3 protein-coding genes are annotated in these 2,997 nt (G+C 38.1%); 2 read left to right on the top strand and 1 reads right to left on the bottom strand.

Features of this window, described 5'->3' with window-relative positions:
- Window positions 1-535: 535 nt before the first annotated feature.
- Together IX84_RS30165 and IX84_RS30160 are read left to right on the top strand one after the other, a co-directional pair.
- Window positions 536-1,543 carry a hypothetical protein gene (locus IX84_RS30165; protein ID WP_044230312.1) on the top strand — a complete coding sequence of 336 codons (1,008 nt, stop codon included), beginning with the start codon at window positions 536-538 and terminating at the stop codon, window positions 1,541-1,543.
- Between the two features lie 101 nt (window positions 1,544-1,644).
- A complete protein-coding gene (locus IX84_RS30160; RefSeq protein ID WP_044230311.1) occupies window positions 1,645-2,091 on the top strand; it encodes a hypothetical protein in 447 nt (148 codons plus the stop codon).
- Here the strand turns inward: IX84_RS30160 and IX84_RS30155 are convergent.
- The coding region (locus IX84_RS30155; RefSeq protein ID WP_044230310.1) for a transposase at window positions 2,051-2,997 on the bottom strand (947 nt) is incomplete at its 5' end. The genes IX84_RS30160 and IX84_RS30155 overlap by 41 nt on opposite strands.

Here is a 2,997-nt window from a genome sequence, read left to right as displayed (position 1 = left end):
GTAAATGAAAATCAATGAGCAAATAAGGTTTCATGCCCGAATAAGATTGAATCTTGAGGGTTCGCAGGTGCATTGAATAGATTTAGCGGCAAAATAATTGAGTGATTTTCATTGGGTTAAGTTGGTTTTTACGGGCGATAAAATAAATGAGGGTATCCATTTTGCCTGAAAATTGGTGGTCCAAAATCGGAGGATTGGGTAAACTTGAAAAAAGCCCCCTTATCTCGTCTTCGAAAATAGAGAAATGGCCGCTCGTTTTGTAAAAATCGAATAAAACGCGAATGCTGTGAACATTGGCTACACACAAGCCGGGTAAAATCTTCCATTGAAAAATTAGAGAAAAGAGTCCGCTGCGGCGGGCAAAGCCAGGCTACGCCAATTTCGCCTTTGCCCACCGCAGCTATTTTGGTGGAATGAGATGAAAAGATTATTTTCAGGAATCCCGGCCTGCGTGTAGCCCGGGCCGTTGGGTGCCATTTTAGTTTGAATTACATAAGTTGTTATTAATAACGTTTAGGTTTTAAAATGTCATAAATTGGATGTTTCAGATAAATTAATCGCTCATTTAAATGAGATAATTGATGGTTTACCCTTCACTGATAAAGGCAAAAGGTATCTTAAGTTTCAAGTTTTGGTAGATATTATAGATTCCTATCATCAAACTAACCCTCAATTAGGATTAGAGGATCATAACATAACTTATGGTATTCAAACTATTGATCAGGCTAAGAGATATTACAAGTTATTTTTTGAAAATTTAAGAAAATCTCGTTTTTCGGCTTTGAAGAAACTTTCTTTAGATCTTCGAGAAGAATTAAACACTGAAGTGAGTTTAGGAAGAGTACTTCAGCAAAAGGATAAGGTATTTGAAAAAGAGTTAGAAGGTAAACTATTCGGAAAAGAAATAAAAGATGAAAAATGGCATACCAGCTTAAAACTATTTTTAGAAAATGAAGAGAATTACTTAAAAAGTATCAGGTTATTTGATAATTATTCTTCCCTGACAAATAAAATTATCAATTCAATATCAATATTGCAAGGTCTGAAAAAGGCGATAAAAGAAGATGAAGTAAGTAGATCAATAGTACTAACTCATATTTTGCATTCTCAATTAAGGAATTGGAAATGTACAGATGAATCTAGGTGGGGAAAGTCAGGAACAGGAAAAAGGATTGGAGAATTGGACATGACTGTTGAAGATGAAACAGGAAAGAAGAAATCAATAATTGAGTGTCTTCAGTTAAAAAAAGGGATGAATAAGAAAAGTGTCAAAACCCATGTTCAAAAGATTTTTAATTATGATGCAGGAGGATTGCAAAACAACTATTTAATTACGTTTTCCGAATATGAGAATTTAGACAAACTTTGGAATAATTATATTGATGAAATTAAAAATATAGAAATCCCCTTTCAGACTTTAAGATATCTTCAAATCTCTGATCAGGAAATTGCTCCATCGGGAATTAAAATTATGAAACAGGTTTATATTCGAAATGGCAATAACCTAAACCTTTATCATATCATGGTTGATTTAAAAATATAGATCAAACGGCACCCAACAATGGCTAGCCGACAATACTTCGTTTCACTCCGTACTGCGGCTAGCCTGGCCGTTCTGCGCAATTAACAAGAAAACATATGATTATGAAAAAGATGCTACATGTGAATACTGTAAGAATATCGATAATTCTACTTATTGCTGTATTTGATATATCGGTATTGATGGCATCGGTGGATTATCAAATGGACGATATTAGATACAATTGGTCAAAATTAGATTTAGAATTGAAAAAAGAACCAAAAGAGAAATCACAAACGATTGATATTGTTCCTTTTTCAACAGAAATTCAATTATTATCAGTAACGGGTAAACATGCTGAACTTGAAATAAAAAGAACTAAAGATGTTGACTTAAAATCCAGAACTAGCTTGTATCTAAGAGGCTACTGGGTTAAAATAAAATATAACTCAAAAGAAGGTTATGTTATGGATTGTTTCTTATCCAAATACCCTCCTCCTAAATTAAAATCAGCGATTCCCGCTTTGGCATCTAAGGCCCTGAAGCTGAATGATTTGAAGCTAAAGCCATGAGCAGGTGTTTAAATGAGTTGAGCCCCAGAAAACGGAAAACAGCCCTGAATTCATCCCAAAGACGGGTTTTAGTTTTTACCGCAGACAATACCTTTTTGAAAACCTTGCTGGCCAATTGCTGGATTTGGTCAATGAGGAAAACGAGCATCATCAAAGTCGCTAGCAAATTTGATAGATGTTTTTTCCCATGCCCATAGTTGTGCTCAAAATTGTAGCCCTGATTTTTCAGCGTGTTGAACGTTTCGTTTTCGATTTTCCACCGGCCGCGGCCGCATCGGGCAAGAAGCACTACATTTCTTTTGTTAATTTTAATATTTGTAACCCAAGTAAAAGTAGCGGTTTTGCCTTTTTTGCCCGTGACTTTTAAAATTAAAAAATTCGTGCGCACATCTGCCGCGCTGTTATTCAGTGGCAAATTATCACACCAGGAAAGATGCCATTCTTCATCGCCCACTTTTTGGTAATGGTGCTGATAAGCATGCTTATTTCCAGGGTGGCCATAGTGGGCGAAAAGCATTTCATGGCTATCAGGCTTGACGCTCAAAATATAGCTGTGCCCCGCTTGTGTGATTTCCCTGATCATCGGGCCATTTGCAAACAGGGCATCCCCCCCATGCAAGAACTTCCAGTTTGGGTGGCGTTCCCACAAGCGGCCCCACAGCCGATTGGCCGCTACCAGTTCATGGTCGTTCTTCTTTTGCCCGTCTTGCTTGTTTATCGGCTCGCAGTCCAATGGCAGGACTTCCCCAGCACCCGGCTTTACAATCACAGCACCCAACATAGCATGGGAGTAGCGGACTGCCTTGTCCTTGCCGCGGCTTCTCTTTTGCTGGCAGTACTCGCAGCTTACCTGGCTAGACGAAAAAAACTCTACCCCGTCCATCGGGGCCAGGAGGTGCCCGCCCA

The sequence above is a fragment of the Phaeodactylibacter xiamenensis genome, from assembly GCF_000759025.1.
Lineage (GTDB): Bacteria > Bacteroidota > Bacteroidia > Chitinophagales > Saprospiraceae > Phaeodactylibacter > Phaeodactylibacter xiamenensis.
The sequence above is the reverse complement of the archived record's forward strand: the minus strand, read 5'-3'. Positions and strand labels throughout refer to the sequence as shown.

What these genes read in the sequence shown, in the direction of transcription:
- IX84_RS30160 (WP_044230311.1), top strand. Translation starts at nt 1,645, where the DNA reads ATGAAAAAGATGCTACATGTGAATACTGTAAGAATATCGATAATTCTA.